This window comes from Bacillus sp. Marseille-Q3570, from assembly GCF_946151055.1.
GTDB lineage: Bacteria > Bacillota > Bacilli > Bacillales > Fictibacillaceae > Pseudalkalibacillus.
Genome location: NZ_CAMGYZ010000015.1, coordinates 1 through 24,308, shown reverse-complemented (window position 1 = coordinate 24,308; position 24,308 = coordinate 1). Strand labels below are relative to the sequence as shown.

The 24,308-nt window shown below is 38.7% G+C and carries 24 protein-coding genes; 17 read left to right on the top strand and 7 right to left on the bottom strand.

Going from position 1 to position 24,308, the window contains the following annotated elements; translation table 11 throughout:
* Positions 1-12: 12 nt before the first annotated feature.
* From N8M93_RS18120 to N8M93_RS18110, 3 genes are all read right to left on the bottom strand, one after another.
* Entirely contained in the window at positions 13-300 is a 288-nt protein-coding gene (locus tag N8M93_RS18120; RefSeq protein WP_261134046.1) for a hypothetical protein, read from the bottom strand.
* Between the two features lie 60 nt (positions 301-360).
* Positions 361-1,761 carry a S8 family peptidase gene (locus tag N8M93_RS18115; protein ID WP_261134045.1) on the bottom strand — a complete coding sequence of 467 codons (1,401 nt, stop codon included), beginning with the start codon at positions 1,759-1,761 and terminating at the stop codon, positions 361-363.
* Between the two features lie 509 nt (positions 1,762-2,270).
* The gene (locus tag N8M93_RS18110; RefSeq protein ID WP_261134043.1) at positions 2,271-2,549 is read right to left on the bottom strand and encodes a hypothetical protein; all 279 of its coding nucleotides are present in this window, start codon (positions 2,547-2,549) and stop codon (positions 2,271-2,273) included.
* Between the two features lie 507 nt (positions 2,550-3,056).
* Here N8M93_RS18110 and N8M93_RS22820 point away from each other — a divergent pair.
* On the top strand, positions 3,057-3,218 hold the full coding sequence (locus tag N8M93_RS22820) for a four-helix bundle copper-binding protein (protein ID WP_314728309.1): 162 nt from the start codon (positions 3,057-3,059) through the stop codon (positions 3,216-3,218).
* Between the two features lie 209 nt (positions 3,219-3,427).
* Here the strand turns inward: N8M93_RS22820 and N8M93_RS18100 are convergent, their stop codons facing one another.
* Positions 3,428-5,047, bottom strand: coding sequence for an ABC-F family ATP-binding cassette domain-containing protein (locus N8M93_RS18100; RefSeq protein ID WP_261134042.1), 1,620 nt, complete (start codon positions 5,045-5,047; stop codon positions 3,428-3,430).
* Between the two features lie 218 nt (positions 5,048-5,265).
* Between N8M93_RS18100 and N8M93_RS18095 the strand changes: the two genes are divergently transcribed.
* The 5 genes from N8M93_RS18095 (at position 5,266) to N8M93_RS18075 (ending at position 9,002) form a co-directional block, all read left to right on the top strand.
* Entirely contained in the window at positions 5,266-5,958 is a 693-nt protein-coding gene (locus N8M93_RS18095; protein WP_261134041.1) for a SatD family protein, read from the top strand.
* 4 nt (positions 5,959-5,962) lie between these two features.
* Positions 5,963-6,856, top strand: coding sequence for a DUF3307 domain-containing protein (locus tag N8M93_RS18090; protein ID WP_261134040.1), 894 nt, complete (start codon positions 5,963-5,965; stop codon positions 6,854-6,856).
* A 188-nt stretch (positions 6,857-7,044) separates the two neighbouring features.
* On the top strand, positions 7,045-7,965 hold the full coding sequence (locus N8M93_RS18085; protein WP_261134039.1) for an ABC transporter ATP-binding protein: 921 nt from the start codon (positions 7,045-7,047) through the stop codon (positions 7,963-7,965).
* Complete coding sequence (locus tag N8M93_RS18080) at positions 7,955-8,725, top strand: ABC transporter permease (RefSeq protein ID WP_261134038.1); 771 nt, start codon at positions 7,955-7,957, stop codon at positions 8,723-8,725. Before N8M93_RS18085 ends, N8M93_RS18080 begins: the two co-directional genes overlap by 11 nt.
* 88 nt (positions 8,726-8,813) lie before the next feature.
* Positions 8,814-9,002, top strand: coding sequence for a hypothetical protein (locus N8M93_RS18075; protein WP_261134037.1), 189 nt, complete (start codon positions 8,814-8,816; stop codon positions 9,000-9,002).
* Positions 9,003-9,113: 111 nt separating this feature from the next.
* On the opposite strand, the gene N8M93_RS18070 is transcribed toward N8M93_RS18075, so the two are convergent.
* Together N8M93_RS18070 and proC are read right to left on the bottom strand one after the other, a co-directional pair.
* The gene (locus N8M93_RS18070) at positions 9,114-9,491 is read right to left on the bottom strand and encodes a PH domain-containing protein (RefSeq protein ID WP_261134036.1); all 378 of its coding nucleotides are present in this window, start codon (positions 9,489-9,491) and stop codon (positions 9,114-9,116) included.
* A gap of 77 nt (positions 9,492-9,568) precedes the next feature.
* Entirely contained in the window at positions 9,569-10,369 is an 801-nt protein-coding gene (gene proC / locus N8M93_RS18065; protein ID WP_261134035.1) for a pyrroline-5-carboxylate reductase, read from the bottom strand.
* Between the two features lie 122 nt (positions 10,370-10,491).
* On the opposite strand from proC, the gene N8M93_RS18060 reads away from it, so the two are divergent.
* From N8M93_RS18060 to N8M93_RS18030, 7 genes are all read left to right on the top strand, one after another.
* Positions 10,492-12,696 carry a beta-propeller domain-containing protein gene (locus N8M93_RS18060; RefSeq protein WP_261134034.1) on the top strand — a complete coding sequence of 735 codons (2,205 nt, stop codon included), beginning with the start codon at positions 10,492-10,494 and terminating at the stop codon, positions 12,694-12,696.
* An 82-nt stretch (positions 12,697-12,778) separates the two neighbouring features.
* The gene (locus tag N8M93_RS18055) at positions 12,779-13,210 is read left to right on the top strand and encodes a DUF4395 domain-containing protein (RefSeq protein ID WP_261134032.1); all 432 of its coding nucleotides are present in this window, start codon (positions 12,779-12,781) and stop codon (positions 13,208-13,210) included.
* Positions 13,211-13,551: 341 nt separating this feature from the next.
* The gene (locus tag N8M93_RS18050) at positions 13,552-14,967 is read left to right on the top strand and encodes a sodium:alanine symporter family protein (RefSeq protein WP_261134030.1); all 1,416 of its coding nucleotides are present in this window, start codon (positions 13,552-13,554) and stop codon (positions 14,965-14,967) included.
* A 289-nt stretch (positions 14,968-15,256) separates the two neighbouring features.
* Entirely contained in the window at positions 15,257-15,457 is a 201-nt protein-coding gene (locus N8M93_RS18045) for a hypothetical protein (protein ID WP_261134029.1), read from the top strand.
* A gap of 128 nt (positions 15,458-15,585) precedes the next feature.
* A complete protein-coding gene (locus N8M93_RS18040) occupies positions 15,586-15,807 on the top strand; it encodes a hypothetical protein (protein WP_261134028.1) in 222 nt (73 codons plus the stop codon).
* A gap of 99 nt (positions 15,808-15,906) precedes the next feature.
* A complete protein-coding gene (locus N8M93_RS18035) occupies positions 15,907-17,079 on the top strand; it encodes an acyl-CoA dehydrogenase family protein (RefSeq protein WP_261134027.1) in 1,173 nt (390 codons plus the stop codon).
* A 196-nt stretch (positions 17,080-17,275) separates the two neighbouring features.
* The gene (locus N8M93_RS18030; RefSeq protein WP_261134026.1) at positions 17,276-17,782 is read left to right on the top strand and encodes a hypothetical protein; all 507 of its coding nucleotides are present in this window, start codon (positions 17,276-17,278) and stop codon (positions 17,780-17,782) included.
* Positions 17,783-17,927: 145 nt separating this feature from the next.
* Here N8M93_RS18030 and N8M93_RS18025 read toward each other — a convergent pair whose 3' ends face one another.
* Positions 17,928-19,394, bottom strand: coding sequence for a flavin monoamine oxidase family protein (locus tag N8M93_RS18025; protein ID WP_261134025.1), 1,467 nt, complete (start codon positions 19,392-19,394; stop codon positions 17,928-17,930).
* 202 nt (positions 19,395-19,596) lie between these two features.
* Between N8M93_RS18025 and N8M93_RS18020 the strand changes: the two genes are divergently transcribed.
* From N8M93_RS18020 to N8M93_RS18005, 4 genes are all read left to right on the top strand, one after another.
* Positions 19,597-20,427, top strand: a complete 831-nt coding sequence (locus N8M93_RS18020) for a hypothetical protein (RefSeq protein ID WP_261134024.1) — start codon at positions 19,597-19,599, stop codon at positions 20,425-20,427.
* A gap of 118 nt (positions 20,428-20,545) precedes the next feature.
* Positions 20,546-21,520 (top strand): ring-cleaving dioxygenase, encoded by a 975-nt coding sequence (locus tag N8M93_RS18015; protein WP_261134023.1) that lies wholly within the window; start codon positions 20,546-20,548, stop codon positions 21,518-21,520.
* A 22-nt stretch (positions 21,521-21,542) separates the two neighbouring features.
* The gene (locus tag N8M93_RS18010) at positions 21,543-22,151 is read left to right on the top strand and encodes an alpha/beta hydrolase (protein ID WP_261134022.1); all 609 of its coding nucleotides are present in this window, start codon (positions 21,543-21,545) and stop codon (positions 22,149-22,151) included.
* Between the two features lie 195 nt (positions 22,152-22,346).
* A complete protein-coding gene (locus N8M93_RS18005) occupies positions 22,347-23,543 on the top strand; it encodes an MFS transporter (protein ID WP_261134021.1) in 1,197 nt (398 codons plus the stop codon).
* Positions 23,544-24,308 lie beyond the last annotated feature (765 nt).

Sequence of the window (24,308 nt, the reverse complement as noted above, 5' to 3'; positions counted from 1 at the left end):
GAAGTCCAGGGTTTATGACATTCCTTTGGGAAAGTTGCGGATCGCTGCAGAAATTGGTGATTTTGCAATCGCTAAATCCAACAAAGAAAAAGAAGCTGAGAAAAAACTATTACTGTCAACAGAAACGACGAACAATAAAATAAAATGGATAAAATGTAGACGAAAAGCGTAGGCGAGATCCATAGACTGCTGCGGGAACAGCATGAGTCTAAGACCCCGGAAGAAAGCGGTCTGTGCTTTTTGAGGAGGCTGGGGCCGCCCCGCGGAAAGCGAAGGATGTTGGCGAAGCGGAACCTTCATTTATTACTCACTAAAGAAAACCCGGACAAATTGTTTTGCCCAGGCTCTTCTAAGTTATTTTTATTTTCCAATTAAGTTGAACCATTCACCTAATTTACCGAATGGTTTTTTCTTTTGATAACTTGAATCGAGTGCAGCGGCCACATTAATGACACCATTTCCGGTGTATTGATCTTTCCCGGGTCTTCCAACATCATCTGTTGAATCTTTAATAAGCTGGATCACTTCACTGTTTTTAAGTTCCGGTTGCGAAGAGCGTATTAATCCTGCCAGGGCTGCAACATGGGGCGTAGCCATTGATGTACCTGAAAGCGAAGCATACTGGTTGTTAATATACGTACTGGCGATATCTACTCCAGGTGCTGCGACGTCGATATAATCGCCATAATTTGAAAAATCTGCTCGTTCCAAATTTGTGTTGACTGCCGCCACTCCAAGTACATTATCAAACGCAGCGGGATAACTGATTTGATTTGTATTATCATTACCCGAAGCTGCAACGAGAATGACATCTTTTTCATAAGCATAATCGATTGCTTCTTTTAATGCTTTTGATTCTTTATAATTACCAAGACTGAGATTTATGACATCAGCTCCATGATCAGTAGCCCACCGTACACCCTGCGCTACATCAAAGGATGTACCATATCCATCTGCATTCATCGTTTTGATCGGCATGATTTTGTTGTACCAGGTCATTCCTGCAACGCCGAGACCATTATTCGTTTGAGAGGCGATGATGCCTGCGACATGTGTACCGTGACCATTATCATCATTCGGATAAGGGGTGTCGTTTAATATGTTATGACCTTCTACAAGTCTTTGGGCTAAATCCGGGTGTTTCATATCTATACCCGTATCAATGATGGCGATGATCACATCCTCATTTCCACGGGTGACTTCCCAACCCTGTTCAGTCCTGATTGCAGGGAGGTTCCATTGGTACTGTTGATAATACTCATCATCTGTAACAATCTCATTTTGCAAATAGATATAGTTGGGTTCAGCGTATTCAATATCTTTTCTTGAATTGAAGTAACTGAGTATTTGAGGAGTAGTCAATGATTTAGATTTGAATATATACGTTGAATCCAATTGTTTTGCCACTTCGCCATCAATGTCATTATAGATGAGTTTTATTTTTTCTGGGCTTGGTTTCTCCTTGAACTTGACTGTAGCCTGGCGTTCTTGATAATGGCTCTTCACTTTCGTTTTATGCTGGATAACTCCTATAGATGAGTTGGTATCCAGTTTTCGAACAAGATTTTCACCATATTTGATTGAATTCAATCTCACAAGATCTTTAGACTGTGTTGTACGTAATTCACCAGGAATAATCCTTTTTTGCGTAATATCTTGTTGAACTCGAGGAGCTTCCACATTATTAGCAGGATAAAAGAAATAGACTGCAAAAATCGCCACTAACGAAACAAATGCCACTGTAACCACTTTAAATCTCAATACATAACACCTCCGAATCACACTTCTGTATTTATCTTGTGTAATTTGGGATGAAATTATTTAGCATAGAAAAGAGTGTACGCATAAAGAAAACTTGGCTTAGCCAAGCCTTAGCGTAGGCTAGCCTTAGTTGCCCTTATATTGAAGGAAGTATTTTCACTTTCTTTAAATGCAAAAAAATCCCCCTAATGAATAGGGGGAAACGGGGATATCAATTCAAGATGTGACTGACCAGACCTAAAGTAGAACCTGCTAGAATACCAATGAAATACAGGCGTAAGCGGAACAACCTGGACCCTCCAAACATAATGGATTTCAGATGGCTTTAGAAACAGAATTGTATTTTATTACTATTTCTTTTGCCATAAATTTTAAACCCCTTCAAATACTTGGTAAATGACGGTTTACTTATCAGGTCCAGATCCAAGTGATAAGTTCTGCTTATTTATTCGATTAAGTATTTGAATAGAGTACAGCTGCCATACAATTTTGTTTGGATTATTGGCTATTTACTCAACAGAAACATTGTTACAGCCTTTACAATATACTGAATCCATTTTTATATTCCGGTCTTTAAAAAATTCTTTAACCCGATCAGTAGATAACAACCTTTCCACAATGAACCGATATTGTTCTGGGTTCTTGCGCAATTCTTGATCGTACGTGTGCAAATTCCAATGGTTTTTGTCCACGGACCATTTCATAATCATCGTATACAGTCTTCCTTCATATACAAATGCAAATCTTACTTCATCCTTGTGGAACGAACGGATGATCAATGATTCCATGGAAACTACCTACTTTCTTAAAAAAATTCAATTTATCCGAGGGTTTCACTAGTCAGTGAGCAGAAGTTGAGAGTAATGATGTGAAAGGAGAATTCGAATGAAACACCTTCTGACGGATTTATAACGGGTGGACAAAAAGAGTTAGTTTTCATTATATAGAAGATTTCATTAGAAATAAATATTTCTATCTTAAAATTAATACAATTGTAAATAATCACATCATTCTTCCTATTTATATAGAGGAGGGAGCCTAACATCTTTATTTATAATGCATACATCTAGTTTATCTCTATGAGGATGGTGGTAAGTGGATACTAACAACCTATTGCAGGAGGATTTAAAAGAATGGATGAAGAGTATGGAGAATGTATCGAAGAATGTTTATCATGCCTTGTAACGTGTAATCATTGTTTTGATTCTTGTTTAAAACACGAAGACCCTCAGTTAAATGAGTGTCTTCGTCTGACGCGAGAATGCGCTGAAATTTGTGAGTACACAGCTGTTGCAATGAGTAAGAACAGCCCATTCATTGATCAATATTGCCATCTGTGCGTAGATGTTTGTATGGCATGCATAAAGGAATGTGAAAAACATGAGCACAGCCATTGTCGCTTATGTGCAGAGGCATGCAGAAAGTGTGTAGAAACTTGCCAGGCATTCCTTCATTAATACTTCACTAATTGCAAACAGGATGTGCTAGTAGCATACACCTGGACTTGCGATAGAGAGGAAGGTTGACAGAATGCTTTCATAGGTACCTGTCTTTCAAAATGAATTCGAGGACAACTCAACATACAGTGACATCATATCCGTTTTTGTACAATTTTTTTGTTTTTTTCAATAAATGAAAAGCTATCCTTTGCGGATAGCTTTCTTTATCAAGAATACATTGTATCGAGTTGTTTTTGGATATCTTTATTTTCCAGATATTCATCATAAGTCATCTGCTTATCCATGACCCCGTTATCTGTCAATTCGATGATACGGTTCGCAATCGTCTGAACGAATTGGTGGTCATGTGAAGCGAAGATCATAGAACCTTTGAACTTGATCAATCCATTGTTCAAGGCTGTAATCGATTCTAAGTCCAGGTGATTAGTCGGTTCATCCAGTAACAGTACATTTGCATTGCTCAGCATCATCTTGGAAAGCATACAACGGACTTTTTCCCCTCCAGAAAGGACACTCGCTTTTTTCTTGACTTCCTCACCAGAGAAGAGCATACGGCCAAGGAATCCTCTTAAGAATGTATCGCTATCATCCTCAGGAGAGTATTGACGCAGCCAATCGACAAGATTCAAGTCGCAGCCATCAAAGAATACCGAATTGTCCTTCGGAAAGTATGCTTGAGAAGTTGTGACTCCCCATTTGAAGGTTCCACTATCCGGTTCCATTTCACCCATCAAAATTTTCATCAAGGTCGTCTTCGCGATTTCATTTTTACCTACCAAAGCGATTTTATCGTCTTTATTCATGATGAAGCTTACATTATCAAGAACTTTTTCCCCGTTGACTGTTTTAGTAAGTCCTTCTACACGAAGAAGGTCATTACCGATTTCCCTTGCTGGTGTGAATCCGACGAACGGGTAACGGCGGGAAGAGGGCTTGATGTCGTCTAATGAGATCTTCTCCAGCAATTTTTTACGGGAGGTAGCCTGTTTCGATTTAGACGCATTAGCACTGAACCTTGCAATGAAGTTTTGCAACTCTTTGATCTTTTCTTCTTTTTTCTTATTTTGTTCTTGTGCCATCTTTTGAGCTAGTTGACTTGACTCATACCAGAAATCATAGTTTCCGACGTAAATTTGGATTTTACCGAAATCAAGGTCAGCGATATGTGTACAAACCTTATTCAAAAAATGACGGTCATGGGAAACGACTATGACTGTATTTTCAAAATTGATCAGAAATTCTTCTAACCAGTGAGTGGCTTGTAGATCCAGGCCATTTGTCGGCTCGTCAAGGAGAAGGACATCTGGATTGCCGAATAATGCTTGAGCAAGCAACACTTTGACCTTTTGACCACCTGTAAGATCAGCCAACTTTTTGGTGTGAAGTTCTTCTTCAATACCTAACCCTTTTAAAAGGACTGCTGCATTCGACTCAGCTTCCCAGCCATCTAATTCAGCAAACTCTCCTTCAAGTTCAGCAGCTTTTATTCCGTCTTCTTCTGAAAAGTCCGGTTTAGCGTAGATCGCATCTTTCTCCTGCATGATTTCGTAAAGGCGTTCATGCCCCATGATGACGGCACTTAGTACTTCATATTCTTCATATTCAAAATGGTTCTGTTTCAGTACCGCCATACGTTGACTTGGAGGGAGATGGACGTCTCCTTTTTGAGGTTCGACCTCACCGGATAGAATTTTCAAAAACGTAGATTTTCCAGCACCGTTAGCACCAATCAGTCCATAACAGTTACCTGGAGTGAACTTTATATTGACATCTTCAAAAAGCTTGCGATCTGCAAAACGCAAACCTACATTTGTAACAGTAATCATTCTTAACATTCCTCCATAATTCAGCTACTAGAAGATTATATCATTTTCTAGACTACAGGGCGAGGTAAGAGGCAGAAACACTGAACCGATTTAAAACCAATTACCTATTGAAAAATAGCTTCCTTCTGTTATAGTTGTTATTAAAATATCAACACCATAATTATTGATGTTTTTATATCAACCTATGTTTCGTGCTATTATTTGTGAGGTGATTAGTAATGTCATGTGTATGTATCGCTTGTGATGTAAAACACTCAAGACAATTGGATAAAGAACAGCTTCAAAAAGCTTTATTGAAATGTGCTGAACACTTGAATGAAGAATGGAACCAAGAGTTGTTGGTACCGTTCGATGTTCGAAATGGAGATGAGCTGCTCGGTGTCCTGAACCGTTATTCAGCTGGATATCTCGCTATAGAAGAAATAAACACAAGATTGGGAGCCGATGGGATATATGTGTATATCGGAATTGGTTTAGGTGAGTTGGAGACCACTGATTCTACTATTCATACGATGAATGGCTCAGCGGTTCTTAATGCACTAGATGCACGCGATCAATTTTTGAAAGACAACCACCCTGAGGCAAAGTATTGGCAGTTTAATGAAGAAAACAGTTCATTCTTTTTCTATTCTGAAGATTACCCATACCAATCTTTAAATGCTCTGATTTTTGCCATCCATGAAAAGATCATCAATCGCAGTGATAAACAGAAAGAAGTCATCAAACTAGTTGAAAAGGACAAGAACGCTACTTATGAAGACATCGGCAGACACCTAGGATATAAGTCACCGAAATCTACTGTTTCTTATCTTTTATCCAGATCGGACTATCACACAGTCATTCGAATGAAGTCTAGTTTGATTGAACTATTGGATTTTCTACAGGAACCCTATAGGAAGGAGGAAAAATAATCATATGTTTCAACTACTCCTACTATTCATCTTAGCCCATTTCATTGCGGATTTCGTGCTCCAGAAAAATTCTATGATCGAACTAAAAAAAAGAAAATTGCATAAAGGCTTGATGAGACATATATCCACCCATTTCATCGTTATGGTGTTCGCTGGATTAATCTATTACCTGGTTGTTGGAGGAGTTACAGAGGTATCCTTATTTAAAATTACGACAAGCATCGTTTTCATTCTGATCACACACTATCTCGTTGATTGGGTGAAAGAGTCGATCAAAAAGAAAAACGACAATGTAATCATAATTTCAACGTTATTTTTATTCGATCAACTCATCCATGTATTATCAATCATCGTGATTTTGAATATGACAGGCTTAATTTCTTACTCTTCAACTGACATTGCATTTGGAATCTTACAATTTTTGTTTGAAGGAACGGAAACGGAACATGTTTCGAAGTTTCTATTCATCAGTATCCTTTTCATTCTGGTGACATCGGGTTCAGGTTATTTCCTTGGGATATTGTTGAGTGATCTAGGGCCCAATCCTACACTATCAAAAGATAAATATAGTATTTCAGACGAAAAGACAGAAATAAAGACATCTTATAATGAAAAAGGGGAAGAAGTAAACGAAGTAACTAGAATAAGGACCGAGCAGTTCTTTAAAGATTCCCCTAAAAATGTTGGAAGGTACATCGGAATGGTCGAACGTGTGTTGATCATCATCTTTATCGTCCAAGGAATTCCTCATGGTATGACATTCTTGATTGCAGTAAAATCATTGACTAGATTCAAGCAATTCGAGAACAAAGCCTTCTCAGAATATTATTTAATTGGGAGCTTACTTAGTGCTCTTATTGCAATGGTAATGGGATATCTGGTCATAAGGATCCTATAATCGAAAATCTACATAGGCACTTGGATGTTTATTATCCAAGTGTTTTTATTTGTCTTAGCATATTGTTGATTTAAAATGAAGTTATCGACACTTCATAGATATCAACCATAAGAACAAAAACAGTAGAAACTTATTCGCTACTGAAACGTCCAATTATAGAAGGATATATTATAAATATAGGTGAAATCATGAAAAACAAACCAATTCTAAAACTGCAAAATATTCATAAATCAATCGGTAAAAATCAAATTCTTTCGGATGTTGAGCTGGAAGTGAATCATGGTGAAATAATGGGTTTATTGGGCCCGAATGGTTCAGGTAAAACAACGATGATCAGGATTATCGTTGGATTGATGAAGGCAGATAAGGGACAAATTTTAATCCACGGACATGATTTAAATAAGGAGTTTACCCAAGCCATCAAGCATATCGGAGCGATTGTTGAGAACCCTGAGTTCTATGAACACTTGAGCGGACTTCAAAATTTACAACAATATGCAGCAATGGATCCGACGATAACTGAAAATAGACTCAAAGAAGTGGTTGGAATCGTCAATTTAGGTAAGGCAATATATGATAAAGTCAGCACTTACTCTTTAGGGATGAGACAACGCCTGGGTATTGCCCAAGCTATTTTACATCAACCAAAACTGCTTATCCTGGATGAACCGACTAATGGACTCGATCCTCTTGGAATGAGGGAATTTCGTGAATACATAAGGGCATTGAGCAAGACGGAAAATGTGTCAATCATTATTGCAAGTCATTTACTCCGTGAGATTGAAGATTTGTGCGATCGAGTTGCCATCATTCAATCAGGAAGAATATTGAAAGTCAGGCACCTGAATGATAAGGAACAACAATCAACAAGCATGATCCGTTTTAAGGTGGATGCAGCAGAAAGAACAAAACATATCCTTAGAAATATGAATGTTGAAGCTGAAGCTGATGGTCTTGGTATAGATGTCATGGTAAGCAAACAGGATATTCCTCATGTTGTAGAAAACCTTGTGAATGAAGGTATCAAGATATATTCCATAACAGCAAAGCATCAAACGCTTGAAGAGGCGTTTTTTGAAGCAACGGAGGAACCTTCCAATGATGTTTAATTTGATCCGTAACGAACACATCAAGATTTTTTATAAAAAGGGAAATCAAGTTCTTGTTTTGATTTTTGCCATTGGGTGTCTTTTGCTTGCCTTAATGACGAAGAACATCTTATCGTCCTCTGGCGATAATGAAAGCTTCGCTGATTATTTCGTTTTTAGTACGAATTTCTTGTTCTTGTTACAATTCGTATCTGTCATCATTGCAGGATCAATCGTTGCAAATGAATATGATTGGGGAACGATCAAATTTCTTTTAATAAGACCGGCGCAACGATCAAAAGTCCTGTTATCCAAGTACTTGACTGTCTTGCTAGTTGGAGTTTATCTATTGGTGGGTTATGCGATATTTGCTTTTTTGTACGGATTTGTCTTTTTTGGAATCTCTGATTTCGCAGGGGATTTTGATAACGTGAGGAATATCTTTTTACGATATATGACGACTTTCGTTGAGATTTCAGTCATGTCGACATTTGCCTTCACACTCTCCACTGTATTCAGAAGCAGTGTGATTGCGACCGGTACCTCTATATTCTTGATTTTGACAGGCAGGACGTTTGTTGAAGTGCTTGCTCATTATCAGATTAGCTGGGGGAAATACATCCTTTTTGCCAATACGAACCTTACTCAATTTTTCAGTGGAAACCGACCATTATTCAGAGAAATGACTTTTACAGGTTCGATTATAACCCTGTGTATATATTTAGGTGTCTTCATTGCTGCATCGTGGTACGCGTTCACAAAAAGGGATGTCGCTAATTAATAGAAGGAAACTGTTTTATAGTTGAAGATATGTATAATTTCGTTTACAGGTTTCATCCTAATACTAACCCTATTAAGGAGGAATCAGGATGCCACATAAACGAAATCAAAACCAAAAAGCTGTAGAACGCACAGCCAAGAACATCAAAGATGGAGCGGATACTGCGTTTGATAGTGTAGAAAATGCAATTGAAGCTACTGAAAGCACTGCAATGAATGCAGTAGACAAAACAGCCGATGCCATCAACAAACAAATCGAACGAAACAAATCAGAATAAGGAACACTTGGCAAAGCTAAATTTCGGAGTTTATGCCGGGCTGGCTTAAAGGGTAATGAAAGAATGGGACTGATCCAATTATAAATTGGCAGCCCCATTTCACTTTGTAAGCTATTGGTTTACATACGTTGCGAGTGCTCTTTGAACATCATAAATGCTCTTATCCTTGCGGAACTGTTTAGAAATCGGATGAGCTGTACTGGATATGAAAATCTTCAATTCTGCATCCATATCAAATGTACCAGCTGTTTCTACACTATAATGAGTAACACTTCGGTAAGGGACAGAATGGTACTCGATTTTCTTACCAGTCATTCCTTGTTTATCAATCAAAATAAGGCGCTTGTCAGTAAAGACGATTAAATCACGAATTATTTTGAAAGCCTTCTCTATCCGTTCATTTTCCGTGACGATATTTTCCAGGTCTTTTTCAACAGCTTGCAAATCTGCTTCTGATGCATTTCCCATCAGTCCATCTAGAATTCCCATAGTTATTTACCTCCTCATTTCATCTTCCTATATTCGTTTTCGGTGTAAAAATTGATTTCCCTTCCAATCTTAACATCCTATTTTCCCCTCGCATGTTGATTCGTAGCTTTGACTGCTTCTTTGAGGATATTTTTCATATTGTGTTTCTCCAAAACTTTAACACCTGCTGCAGTAGAACCACCTGGGGTTGTGACCTGATTTCTTAATGTTTCTGCAGACGTCCCTGTTTCAAGCATAGAAGCTGAACCTGCAATCATTTTGGTAACTAGCCGCTGAGCTTGTTCACTTGTTACTCCATAATTGACCGCTACTTCTTCTAATGCTTCAGAAAATAAATAGAGGAAGGCAGGAGCACTTCCTGTTATCGCAGTCAAATCATGGACTTGATCTTCTGACAATTCTTCATACTCTCCAATTGCGCTTAATATCTGTTCAATCACATGCCGGTGAGATTGATTGATATTTTTCCCACATGCAAAAGTAGTCATTGATTTTCCTACTAAAGCTGCAGTGTTAGGCATCATCCAACAAACAGGAGTGCCTGCGGGCAGATTGGCTTCCATAGTAGAAGGATCGATGCCCGCGGCTACTGTGATAACGAGTTGGCCGGCCATACAACTCGATAACTCGGAGAACAAGCTATCATGTGCATCTGGGGGAGCTGCCAACAAGACTACATCAAACGATGACATTGATTCTTTCCAATTTCGAGTTATTTCAACCTTATATGTAGAAGCTAATTTGTCCAGACGTTGCCTGTCAGATCGATTCGCTATCGTAATGGAAGAAAAAAATGGTTCTTTTGTAGATTTTAAACCGGAAACAATCGCTTCAGCCATACGACCTGCGCCAATTACCAATAACCTGGATGGAATCATTCATACACATCCTTTCTTTGTAACCATCTTAAACGTACCAAAAAGAAAGGAAGATGAAAAGGAATTGGAATTTGTAACCTTTTTTCAGTTTCATACGTCTTTAGGAAAAAGGGGGCAGGCAAATGAAAAAGTGGTGGTTATTAACTGGTTTGCTTGTAATAATCGCAATTGGTTCTTTTTATTGGACTAATCAACCTAAAGTATTGAACGCCTGGGATGAGAATCAAGAAACACCCGTTGTATTGCAAAATAAAACGTGGAAAATCCACTTTTCCAAGAAGATCGATATCAAAACACTCAAAGAGGATAATATTTATGTCACAGATTCTGATGGCAAGAGACAAAATGTGTCTCTTACTATTGATGATGATCAACGAACTGTTCTGATCCAACCACCAAGAACAGGTTACAATCTTTCAAGTACTTATTTTACACTCCATGTTGAAAATGGTATTCGTTCAACCAAAGGGAGAAAAATAAAAGAAATCCCACCTATGAAATTCATTGTGGAGCGAACCTTACCTGTAATCGGATCGAAAGAGAAATTAAACGAATACTTTTTGCAAGCAATCAGAGAAAATAAACAAAAGACACGTCTATTCTCACGTGGGGATGCTATAGCTACAGAAGAGTCTTCGGATGCAAGTGCCAGTGCAAAAGCTGATAGCAGCGGAGCTGGAGATTTTTCAGAAACGAATGTTCAGGTAGATGGGGTGGATGAAGCCGATATCGTTAAGAATGATGGCAAATATGTATACCAAGTCCTCCAAGACAGGGTTATCATAACGAAGGCATTTCCAGCCAGTGAAATGAAGAAGGTAGCGGCAATCACCTTCAAGGAGCATGAATTCTCTCCACAGGAATTGATATTATATAAAGACCACTTAGTCGTTATCGGGCACAGTGTAAATGAAATGCAAGCAATCCGGGATAGTGGACCATCTGCTAAAGACACTTCGTTACTACCGGTACATCACACATTAAAAGCTTACATTTATGATATAAAACATCGTTCTGAACCTGTATTGGAAAGGGAAGTGGAAATTGAAGGCTCCTATTTAACTGCACGTCGATCAAATGACTATCTGTACTTGATTGCCAATCATCACCCTGACTACTGGCCTTTAGCAGAAATGAAGGATAAGGATCAAGATATCGACCTCAGACCGAAAGTGAGGGATAGTGCGGATAACGATGGTTCAAGATATATCGACTACGGGAAAATCAATTACTTTTCCGATTCGAAAGATACCAACTTTACTATCATTTCATCTATTCCTATAGACAAACCAAAGAAAAAAGCGCGGTTCACCACTTATTTAGGAAGCGGAAATCAATTATATATGTCCAAGGAAAACATTTTTATTGCAGTCAACACGTATCCGGATCTTACAACAGATTCGAGAGTTGAATTTTCTCCTGATACCGCAGTTTATAAATTCACTATCAATGAAGATGCTGTTGAATTCAAGAATTCGACTGAAATTGAGGGCATGATATTAAATCAATTTTCAATGGATGAATACAAAGGTTATTTCCGAGTGGCTACTACAAGCGGGAATATGTGGAATGATGATAAACCATCATCTAATCATTTGTTCATATTTGATGAGAAATTAAGAAAAACAGGGGAGATAACTGATCTTGCACAAGGTGAACGGATATATTCTGCACGATTCATGCAAGACCGTATCTACATCGTAACGTTCAAACAAGTAGATCCTTTGTTCGTCATTGACGCCAGCAACCCAACAAAACCAAAAGTGAAAGGTGAACTTAAAATACCAGGTTTCAGTAATTATCTACATCCATACGATGAAAATCATCTTATTGGATTTGGACAAAATACAAAATTAGTTGAGAACTCTTCCGAAAGTGAACCATTCGTTCAAACGGACGGCCTCAAAATGTCGATTTTCGATGTCAGTGATATGAACAATCCTATAGAAAAACACACAGAAATCATCAAAGGGAATGGAACCTATTCACCACTTAATCATGATCATAAATCGCTGTTATTTGATAAACAACGAAATATTTTTGCTTTTCCTATCCATATCTATAATTACGAAGAAGGGAAAGCGCACCTTGAAAATTCATTCCAAGGTGCGATGGTCTATAACATTGACATGAAGGAAGGTTTCAACTTGGCAGCAAAACTCTCTCACAAGCAAACAGAAGGGGAGAAACGATTTGATCAATGGGAAACGGAGATCCAACGTCTTCTGTATATCCAGGATACGATTTATTCGTTATCAAGGAGTAAAATGGTTGCTCACGAATTATCTACTTACGAAAAAATCGGGCAACTCGAGCTGAGGGACTGAAAAATAATCCAAAACATTTCACATTTGTCTTGAATACATTTATCATAAGTATATCATTCTTATGGGAAAGGTCGGATTTAACATGGGCGAGACGAACCAAACAATACCAAGACCGTTAGTTCGAACAAATCAATGGGTATTATTTTCATCTGTTCTTAGTGTATGGATCAGTGGTGTAGAATGGATCCTTCTGATACCACTCTTAAGTGGATTATCTGGACTGTTGTTAAAATACAATCCTATCATGGAATTTGCTAAATTGTTTCTTAAACGTCCATATTCAAAGTATATTGCTGAAGACAAACAACAACAGAAATTCAACCAATGGATTGCAACCATACTTCTGACAATTGCTTTCGGAAGTTATCTAATGGGCATGGTCATTATTGGCCATATTGCTTCACTTTTCGTCGCAATCGCCTCATTTGTAGCGATATTAGGATTCTGTGTAGGTTGTTTTATTCGCTATAAATGGAGCCAATACCAATATAAAAGGTTGCAAAAAGGTTTATAAGTGATTTATTAGAGGCTTTTCCTTTGGAGGAGCCTCTTTTATGTGTGCTCAGGAGATATCCCCAAAAAATTTGGATAATTACGAATTCTCTAAAAGGGAAAAGGACTTATTTCCTAGGTAGGTCTATATTTTTTTCACCCTAAATTACTAGCATCATTTTCGTAAATTGAACCTTGCTAACTACTGATATGATAAGAAAAATCAGAGTAAGCCCAGTTTTTACCACTTCAGCCTGTTTGTAGGATAATGCAGAAAATTGTTGCAATATTTTTACCTTGAACATATAATTGTTCTTGAGCAAATATTCAGAAAAAATAAAAAATGAAAAGGGGTTAGGTAATGTGTTAGAAAGTATCGTAGGAACTTTAAACGGTTATTTATGGGGGTATGTTCTTATAGCTGGATTGCTCGGCCTAGGTCTATATTTCACGATAGCTACAAGATTCGTGCAATTCCGATACTTAGGTGAGATGGGACGAGTCCTATTTGAAAAATCCACAATTCAAGATGGAAAAAGTATTTCTTCATTCAAATCTTTCTGTATTGGTGCAGCAACAAGGATCGGAACAGGGAACTTAGCCGGTGTTGCAGTGGCAATCGGCCTTGGAGGACCAGGTGCGGTATTCTGGATGTGGATCGTTGCACTTGTAGGTGGAGCGACGAGTTTCGTTGAGAGTACGTTAGCACAAGTGTACAAAGTAAAAGACAAAACAGCTTTCCGTGGCGGACCAGCCTATTATATTGAAAAAGGTCTCGGGAAAAGATGGTTAGGTATTCTTTTTGCTGTTTTGATCGCTGTAACATTCGGACTTATTTTCAACTCGGTACAAAGTAATACGATTTCTGAAGCATACGCTAATGCTTTTGGTTTAAATGGAGCGGTTGTTGGAATCATCATTACAGTACTTACAGGATTGGTTATTTTCGGAGGAGTTCAACGTATTGCAAATGTTTCTGCAGTCGTCGTTCCGATCATGGCAGTTCTTTACATCATCATTGCACTTATTGTTTTAGCACTTAACATCGGACAGATTCCGGCTATGTTCGCACTTATCGTAAAAAGTGCATTCGGACTTGAACAGGCTGTCGGTGGGGGAATTGGTGCAGCAATCATGAATGGTGTAAAACGTGGACTATTCTCTAACGAAGCTGGTATGGGTAGTGCACCGAACGCCGCAGCTACAGCAAGTGTTTCCCATCCTGCGAAGCAAGGATTCATCCAAACACTTGGTGTTTTCTTGGATACAATCATTGTTTGTTCCGCTACAGCATTCATCATCTTGATGTCTGGTATTTATTCTTCTGGAGACACTGCAGGAATCCAGTTGCTGCAAGATTCACTAGGTGATCACATCGGTGGAGCTGCAAGTATATTCATTGCTATAGCAATCTTCCTATTCGCGTTCAGTTCGATTATTGGAAGCTACTACTATGGTGAAACGAATATCGAATTCATCAAGGAAAGCAAACCAGCCATTTTCGTATACCGTTTAGGAACAATGGCTATGGTAATGGTCGGGGCAGTATTACCATTAGCTTTCGTATGGAGCCTTGCTGATCTGTTCATGGCCTTTATGACATTGATCAACCTGGTAGGAATCGCTTTGCTTGGTAAAATTGCCTTCAAAGTCCTTCAAGATTATGAAATGCAGCGTAAGGAAGGTAAAGATCCTACTTTCAATCCTAAGAAACTCGGTATTCATAATACTGAATGCTGGGGAGATCAAGATAAGAAGAAGGACGAATTAGTAGGTTAAACGAAATATTCAAATAAAAAGAGTCGGGATGACAGAGTCCCGACTTTTTTATATTGAAGGAAGTACAAATATTTCCTTCAATATAAAGGCTACTAAGGCTTGGCAAAGTTCAAGTTTTCTTTATATTTTGTATATGATGTTTAGAAAAAATTTTATTGTCGAAGCATGAGAAGTTTAGGCGAAAGGGTATTATTATTATGGACTAACCTTCATACTAGGAACATAAACAACTTCTTCAGAAATAAATGCTATTTTTCACAAATTTTCTACAAGAATGATGTTGTTTTGCATGTCAAAGAATGGATGTGAACTGCGTGTGATAAATGAATTGGTCCCAATCAATACCCGAAGTAAATGTATGGATCATCTTGATCTGTTAGGGGTGGATAAGAAAGTGAAACAACTTGTATCCATGTATTTGGAACTAGCATATCATGAAGGAGAAAGGAATAAAGAAAAAGAACTGGACGACCTTAAACTGAAAGTATGAACCATTTGGAATGAGCACGTTTCAAATGGTTATTTTATTGACTATTTTTCCACTTTAATGTTGATTAGGAACGATAAAAATTTTACATAATGCCAATAATAAAGAAAAAGAATCTAAGGAGACTTTCAATGAACATTAAAGATGGAACTGTTTATCAAATCATGGATCATGCATCAGGTAACTTCAATTCTGCAAAAACTCTTAAGATCACCTCTCATCATAGAAGTGTAGTTTCCTTTAATCTGGGGAACCAACAAGGCTATGGTTCCATGCCTGTCCAACATTTAAGATATTTATTGAAACGTAATTACCTCACTGAATTATCAGATGAGAGAAGAGCGTCAAACTAACTATCAACTGAAAGGTTCTATCATTCAGTACATAGAAGTTGAAATAAATCCGACATGTTTAGTACGATTTGATTATTATGAACGTTGGAGTGAATGCTGATGTGGGATGTATATGAACCTTTTATCAAAACTAAACGACAGAGTCATTTATTCAAGCTATCTGAACAACTTGCAGGTAAAATCCATAAAAGAGCTTCGGAAACGGACAGGAAAGGAACCTTTTCCCTTGAGAATTTAGAGGATTTGAAGAAATCGAATTATGTATCATTGTCTCTCCCGAAAGAATCAGGGGGAGAAGGTCTATCTCTTTATGAGTTCGTCCTTTTACAAGAAAAACTTGCTGAGGGAGATGCCTCTGTAGCCCTATCTATTGGATGGCATCTTGGTATCATCATGGAAATCCGAGATGAAAGCCTGTGGGAGCCTGCTGCATTTGAATGGCTATGTTCCGAAGTCGCTAATCATAAAAAAACGATAAACCGTGCAGCTACTGAGCCTGCTACAGGCAGCCCAACTAGAGGTGGTATTCCTGAAACAAAGGCTATAAAAAGTGAAATCGGTTATACGATCAATGGTCGTAAATCATTCACAACGATGGCGGATGTTTTAAATTATTTTCTCGTTTCAGCATATATCGAAGAATCCGATGAAATTGCATGGTTCCTCATCGATAAAGAACAACCTGGAGTGTCTGTCGATCATACATGGGATACGCTAGGGATGCGTGGGACAGGAAGCGACGATCTCGTACTTACAGATGTTCAAGTCGACTCCGCAAGACTTGTAGAACGAAAATCCGATAAACGAAGAAATCCTCTACCTAAAGGTTGGTTATTGCACATACCTGCATGTTACCTTGGCATTGCCATTGCCGCTCGGAACGAAGCTATTGAATTTGCGAAAAATTATCAGCCTAACAGTTTGCAGACTACCATTTCTGAAGTCTCACATGTAAGAGAAAAAATCGGACAAATGGATCTTGAGCTGTTGAATGCCAGACACTTCATGTATGCTATAGCAGAGAAGTGGGATCGATATCCTGAAGAACGAATGAAACTCGGTCCAGAATTAGCATCTGTAAAAACAATTGCAACGAATACTGCCAATAAAGTTGTTGATCTAGCAATGAGGATCGTGGGTGGAAGAGGGTTATCGAAGTCCTCAAACTTTGAAAGGTACTATCGGGATGTACGTGCTGGTTTACACAATCCTCCTATGGACGATGCCGTGATCCAAACCCTTGCGCTAAGAGCACTTGATGATGATCAATAGCCTATATACTATCAAAAGGACTTGCCCCCAAAAGTGTGGCAAGCCTTTTTTATTTTGTTTGGAACATGTCGCAAGTTGCAGAGCCATTTGAAAAAATGATCAACCTCTTGTAGAATGGAAAATTGTGTGCACCAAACCAGGAAAATTAGACTATTAAAACACTTCAATAGATATTAAAATAAGGAAGGAGATAACAATGTCATTAACACTACGACAACCATTTTCCAACGAAAGTACAATGGATCTTGAAGAACTTGAATTTCAAGTATTCCGGATGCAGGAAGATATGAAACGGATTGCGAAGAAGTGGGATGTAGTAGGAATCGATCAAACGAAAGATGAGAACTTAGTCATTGTCTATAAATCGGAAGAAAAGAAACGATGCAACATCATGTTGAATGATTGTGAGAGTGCATTTAAAGGGGTATGGGACTATTCAGTTCAAGCGTATTATCCCGAGCATGATCGAATCCATATTGGAGATATTAAAGGACCTGCCAACAAAGGGTATGGTTCCATATGCTTGAACTATCTGAAAGAAATCGCCAAGGATAATAATATCCCTTATATTACTGGTGATATTGCAGAAAGAGATTGGGACCATGTTGATCGTCTCTTGCACTTTTATAAAAAACACAATTTCCATGTCGAATTGGATTATGAAAATAAATCCGGGAAACTACTATGGAATCATGGTTATTGAAATAATGAGGATAATGAGACTGGCTCAGGCATGTCGCATACTTCCAACATGAATTGGAAGGAGCATTTCCTGAGCCAGTCTTTTTTGCACTATTCAACTTGTACATATTAAATGACTGTTTTCTATGCTGACAACAATTATGATACTAGCCCCCCTCATTCACTTCAATGGCAGCCCTTAAACCTGATTCGATTGCACCTTGTATCCAACCATGGGGAAGGGAAGTATGTTCTCCGGCAAAATGGACTTTTCCTTCAGGTGAAGATAAATAAGGCATTAATTCTGATTCTTGTTCTGGCTTGAATAGAGTGAAAGCTCCGGATGCATATGGATCCAGCACCCAGCTGTGAGCTGCTCCTGTTTCAAATTCCTTGATAATGTTTCTCCCATGAATTTCTGCCAGGTTTTTCAGAGCAGCATGAATCCGTTCTTGTTCACTCATACCTGTCCAGATTAGTGCGTCATCTTCCCAAGTATAACTTCCTAAGATAACCCCACTCTTACTGTTAAAATCATGACTAGGATAATGGACTAATCGTATCGGTAGATCAGTGACTGTTTTTCCGCCATAAAGGCCTTGTTGCTCCCAAAATCGATCTTTGAACTGTAAACCGATTTTTGTCGATGGAACATAGTGCAACTCACGTATTGCTTTCCATTTGTTGTGAGAGAAGGAGTCTCGCGGCTGGATATCGACAAATTGCAGGACAGTAAAAGGTAAGGTGACGATCGCTGAATCTCCCTGGATTTCAGTTGATTGCCCTGTTTTAGTATCAATACATGAAAACACTACCTGGTTGGTTGTTTGATCTATTCTTCTAAGTTTTTGGTTGAAAAACATGTTTTCATTAAGTTGTGGAAGAAAAGATTCAGGGAGCCGATCAAGTCCCCCTTTAATCTCATAAAAAGAAATATCTTTACTGAATAAGATTATATACTCCCGGAGGATTTCTAGAAAAGACAATTCTGGTAAGCCCTCAACAATCGAGAGGACTTTGATCATTTCAATTGCTCCATCAGATAACTTAGGTCCAGCTGGGTTGTGGCGGAAAAAAGTTGAAAATGAATACTTTTCCAATAACGGGACTACAAATTGCCAATTGTTTATAGGATCTCTTTCGAGAAAATTAATAAGAGGATTCATAATGGATTGAGTCAGTTGCATATCTGTTTTCCCTTGTTCCCCTGGTCCTACAGGATATCTTAATACATCTGGATGTTTTTTATAAAAAAAAGACCTTGTCTTCACACCATTAGCGTAGATGAGGTCGTTCGGTGTGGAATTGATGAATGGGTTGATTTCTAATCCAAATTTCTTAATATATTCAAAAACTAAAAAATGTGTATTCGGAATACGCATTGCTCCAGCCTCAAAATAGTGCCCGTCGGTAAATGGTTTTCTAATCGTATAGACTCGACCACCAATCCGGTTTCGAGCTTCAATTATTTTTACGCTATGACCAGCTTGTTTTAGTAATGAGCCTGCAACAAGTCCCGACATCCCAGCACCAGCGATGATGACTGTTTTGGGTCTTTTCGGCTTAGGGAGACCACCTCGAATCCATGAAATCAACTGTGAGGGTGTGTAATAGGGAGGCAAATAATTCATCATGATTCCATCACCCTTCCAATACTTTCCAATAGCGAACCATCTTCATAAAACAAAGATATTCAATTCATCATTTCTTAATGCCCCTCGTACAAGTCTTCGGTCGAGGTCTTTATTGGAACTATTTATCATTTGTAAGAAGGAAAAGTGGTTGTTACTGTTTAAAGTGAAAGGTAATGAATCTTGTACGAATTGAGGTGGAGTCTTGAAGATCATTCTCAGCAGGAAAGGGTTTGATTCATCAGCCGGTGGGTATCCAAGTCCTATATTGCCGGATGGCACGCTACTTTCCTTGCCAATACCTGATCAGGAAAGTTCAATTAGTTACGGTGACCTTATCATTAATGATTCATCATTTTATAAACAAATGCACACAATGAAAAAGACGATAAAAATAGGAAAGAAGTGGATTGAACTAATACCACAGAGCTGTTGTCACTTAGATCCTGATATAGATGCAAATGTCATGACTCGAACAGATGATTGGAGAGGTACTTTTGGTCAAAGCGGTGGTGCGCAAAAACATTTAGAAAACCAGGGAGTAGAGCCTGGAGATGTATTTTTGTTTTTCGGGTGGTTCCGTAAAACGATCCAAAAGGAAAACAAGATTGTCTTTGATCCCAACGACCGCAACGGCAGACATATTATTTATGGGTACTTACAAATCGAAGACATCTTTCAAGTAGACTCCACCACTCGAGTACCTGATTGGTTGAAAAGGCATCCCCATTGCACACCCCTCAAAAGGAAAAGCAAAGGGAACACGATTTATGTAGGAAGTCAGAATCTTAGCTGGAATAAAAGACTTTCTGGGTATGGGACGTTTAAATACGATAAAAGACAGGTATTGACGAAAAAAGGTATGAACAAATCCTGTTGGGCGTTGCCTGAATGCTTTAAAGAGGTCGAAATAAGCTACCATAAACCGACAAGTTGGAAAGATCAGTACTTCCAGTCTGTTGCCCGCGGTCAGGAATTTGTCGTAGATTGCACGAAAGATATCGTAGATTGGACAATGAAAATCATTGAGAGGTAAAGAAAAAAGGTACTTACTTCACATCCTAAGCATAAAAGTTTTAATCCGGTTATTAAAGATGTACAATAGTATTAAGTAACTTACTATTAATAAGTATATAAAGATTGGAGTGTTCTAAATGGATCGAAAACCTTTAAAAGGAATTCATCACGTATCAGCAATCACTGGCGATGCCAAAAAGAATTATGAATTTTATACGAACATCCTAGGTATGAGGCTTGTCAAAAAAACGATCAACCAGGATGATCCTTCTGTTTATCATTTGTTTTACGCAGATGAAAGGGGAAATCCGGGTACTGACCTCACCTTTTTTGAAATTCCGATGGCTGGAAGCACCTATCCTGGAACAAATAGTATTTCAACGACTTCGCTTCGTGTACCTAGCGATGAAGCATTAGACTTTTGGAAAAAACGATTTGATGATTATGGAGTCGAACATGATGAAGTTACAAAAGAATATGATCGTGCAACATTGGCATTTCAAGATTTTGAAGGTCAACGCCTCCTGTTAGTGTCTGATGAAAACAATGATGGCGTTGCCCCGGGGAAACCATGGGATAAGAGCCCCGTCCCCGCAGAGTATGGTATTCAAGGTCTTGGTCCGATCTTTTTGACAGTACCGAAACTGGAATTATCTGAAACGCTATTGATTAATGTCCTCGGGTTCATAAAAAAAGGAACTTATGCATCTGGAAAGAAAAATGATGTCCATGTGTATGAAACAGGGGAAGGTGGAACAGGGGGAGAAGTCCATCTAGTCCATCGCGATGACTTACAACCGGAACGTCAAGGACGGGGAAGTGTCCACCATGTTGCTTTCCGCGTCGAAAGTGAAGAAGAATTGAAAAAATGGATCAACTACCTGAAAGAATTAAGGATTCCAAATTCAGGTTTTGTAGAACGTTACTACTTCAAATCTTTATACTTCAGAGAACCAAACGGTATTTTGTTCGAACTAGCAACAGATGGCCCCGGATTTGAAGGCGATGAGGAATTTGATCATCTTGGGGAAAGCTTAGCCCTGCCTCCTTACTTTGAACAAGACCGGGCAGAGATCGAAGCCGGTTTGAAGCCATTGGAAACGAAAAAATAGAATTCGCACTTGGAGGTGGATCATGGAACATGTATATATAGAAGGAAAGGATCAACACGCCCCGACATTATTATTGTTACACGGCACAGGAGGGAATGAAAGGGATTTGTTGCCTCTTGCCGATATGATTGCACGTAGTGCTTCAATATTAGGTGTAAGGGGAAATGTCTCAGAAAATGGTATGCCTCGTTTCTTCAGAAGGCTACGTGAAGGTGTATTTGATGAGGAAGATTTGAAGTACCGTACTGATGAATTGAACGTATTTATTGATGAGATGGCTTCTAAATATGGTTTCGCTAGAGATAAAGTTGTTGCCATTGGTTATTCGAATGGTGCGAACATTGCTGCAAGTCTGATGTATCATTATGAAGATGCCTTAGCAGGTGCCATCCTTTTCCACGCGATGGTGCCGCTTAGGGATGTACAGCTACCGGGATTAGAGGGAACGCCGGTTTTCATAGGTGCAGGTGAGAATGATCCTCTCATCCCGATGGACGAAACGAAAGAATTGGCGGAGGCCTTGCGAAATGTCAATGCTGATGTCACCGAGTTTTGGACAAAAGGCGGACATCAGTTGATGAGAGAAGAAATCGATGAGGCGAAGAGCTGGTACACGGCTAATTTTCAATAGTAACTCTTGTTGAGTGACCTTGAAGACATTCCTTTCAAGGTCATTCTTTTTGCTGTTTTTTATCGTATGGGCTACCCAACGTTACCCCAATCAGAAAGGATTTTCGTATCAGCTCTGAGCAGAAAAGACCCATTTGAGTGGATAATGGTGTAAGATGGTACAAGTACCTATTTTAGAAAGAAGGCATCACAAGATATGAAGAACCAGTCTCATCTACAAAAAGATAAAATATGGACACGCGATTTCGTATTCGTTTGTTTATCAAACTTTTTCATTTTTGCAGGGTTCCAGATGACATTGCCGACATTACCCTTATTCGTCAACGAACTTGGCGGAAAAGATGAGATGATCGGAATGATCGTTGGAATCTTTACATTTTCTGCACTCATCATCCGGCCATGGGCAGGGCATGTTTTAGAGACTCTTGGTCGTAGGTTCGTCTATTTGATCGGTTTGGCAGTCTTTGTCGTTTCAGTAGCTGCCTATTCATTCACCTCGAGCATCTTGCTTTTATTTTTACTCCGAGTCGTACAAGGACTTGGTTGGGGAATGTCCACCACAGCTGTCGGTACCATAGCCACGGATTTGATCCCGCCTAAACGACGGGGTGAGGGGATGGGTTTCTTCGGCCTGGCTGGAACTCTGGCAATGGCATTCGGACCTGCTCTAGGTTTGATGTTGGTAGTCAAAGCGAATTTCTCAATTACATTTGCGATCGCTGCTTTTTGTGGACTTGCATCTCTGATTATTGCGGCCCTTATCCATTATCGGCCAGGAGAGAAGAGTCATGCACCTCAAAGGAAATGGGATTTGTATGAAAAGACTGCTTTGGTCCCAGCGTTATTACTTTTCTTCATAACGATGGCTTTTGGAGGAATCACCTCATTTCTTCCGTTATATGCAGAGCAGTTGAATATTAGCGGAATAGGTTGGTACTTCACTGTATTTGCCTTCTCATTGATGATGGTCCGCCCGTTCTCCGGGAAGCTCTATGATCGTTTAGGGCATAAAGCTGTCTTCTTACCAGGAACATTTTTAATTTTGCTTGCGATGATTGATTTATCTCTATTGGCAAATGAATGGATGCTGATCGCTGCAGCTCTCTTTTTCGGTGTAGGATTCGGTTCTGTCCAGCCGGCACTTCAAGCCTGGGCTGTACAATCCGCACCTAAGAACCGTAGAGGAATGGCTAATGCTACATTCTTTTCTTCTTTTGATTTAGGGGTAGGTACAGGGGCAATGTTCTTTGGGGTCATCGCGTCGTGGTATGGATATAGTGAAATTTACATCGCTTCTGCGATTTCAGTGACCATTTCCATGGTGTTGTATTTGTTCATAACCAAAAATATGAGTATTGGAAATGAGACAAGTGCTGGCCAGCTTTCAAGGTAAGTCAGTTTGGATTGACGGCTTGGGTGAAGGGGCTTCATCTCCTTGAAATGCAAAAAACAAGAAACTACTACAGGTTTAAAAAATAAAAAACCGTTTCTGTCCTTAACGGGTTTCGTTATTATCACAAACAATACAAATGTTGACTAAAATAGTGCCCCGAATTGCATAGCAATTTGAGGCACTATTTTTGTTTATGAATAAGGATTATTGAACAAATAGAACGTTAAATCGGATGACCATTTACATATGAATTTGTAACCCTACAGAAAACCCCTTGTATGTTTGCAGATTGACCTGCATATTACCTATCATTTTAATAATGTGATTTTTTGTTAAAATGCGGAAGGTGATCAAGATTTTTTAAAATTAATGTTGGATAATATGCTAAAATTGTAATTAAATACAAATTTGACGTTATTCAACAAACGGGCAGGATTCTGGAGTAAGCCATTTAGATTATGAGGTGATATATGAACGATTTTATTGAATTTCTAAAATCAGAAACTCCTCAAATTTGTGTAATGGGAGGAAAGGGAACTTGTGCTCCACTTGGTGGAAGTGTTGTACTCATCATTGGCCTATTTATTGTTTTTCTAATGTATAAATTGATTTATAAAAAATAGTAAGTCTTCAATATAAGGGGGCGAGAACTGAAGATTGATTCTGTTTCCAGTTTAAAGAACTGTGGTAAGTAGGACATAATGAATAAGTTTAAGGGGGATTTGATGGCTACACCAAAAAAGGAGTTCTTCTGGCTCTTATACT